Origin of the sequence: Methylibium sp. T29 (assembly GCF_000576205.1) — a bacterium.
Taxonomy (GTDB): Bacteria; Pseudomonadota; Gammaproteobacteria; order Burkholderiales; family Burkholderiaceae_C; genus Methylibium; species Methylibium petroleiphilum.
This window is the reverse complement of record NZ_AZND01000604.1, coordinates 1-535: the sequence shown is the minus strand read 5'-3', so window position 1 is coordinate 535 and position 535 is coordinate 1. Positions and strand designations below refer to the sequence as shown.

Below are 535 nucleotides of genomic sequence, written 5' to 3'. Positions count from 1 at the left end.
GCCGCGCACCCAGGTGCGCCAGCGCGCGGGCGTGGCCGGCCTCGTCGGAGCAGTGCGCGAACACGCAGCGTCCAGCACCGCCGGTTGCAGCGCGTGCGCGACCAGCAGCGCGGCGGTGACGATGAAGCCGTCGACGACGATCAGCCGCCGCTCGTGCGCGGCCTGCAGCATCGCACCGGTCAGCGCGGCGATCTCGAAGCCGCCGAAGGCGCCAGCGCCTCGAGCGGCGTGGCGACGCCCGCATGGCGCTGCGCCACCTGCGCCAGCACCTCGAGCTTGCGGGCCAACCCCGCATCGTCGAGTCCGGTGCCGCGGCCCACGCAGGCGGCCAGCGGCGCGCCGGTGAAGTGTGCCGTCAGCAGCGCCGCGGCCGAGGTGTTGCCGATGCCCATCTCGCCGAGCACCAGCGCGTTGCCCGGCACCGAGCCGACGACCTCGCGGCCGAGTTCCAGCGCCTGCACGCACTGCGCCCGGCTCATCGCCGGGCCCAGCGACGCATCGGCGGTGCCGCCCGGCGCGACCGGCCGCACGATCA

The 535-nt window shown here is 76.3% G+C and carries 1 pseudogene; it reads right to left on the bottom strand.

Features of this window, described 5'->3' with window-relative positions:
* Nucleotides 1–535: pseudogene (locus x551_RS23080) on the bottom strand (nicotinate-nucleotide--dimethylbenzimidazole phosphoribosyltransferase); the annotation flags it as partial.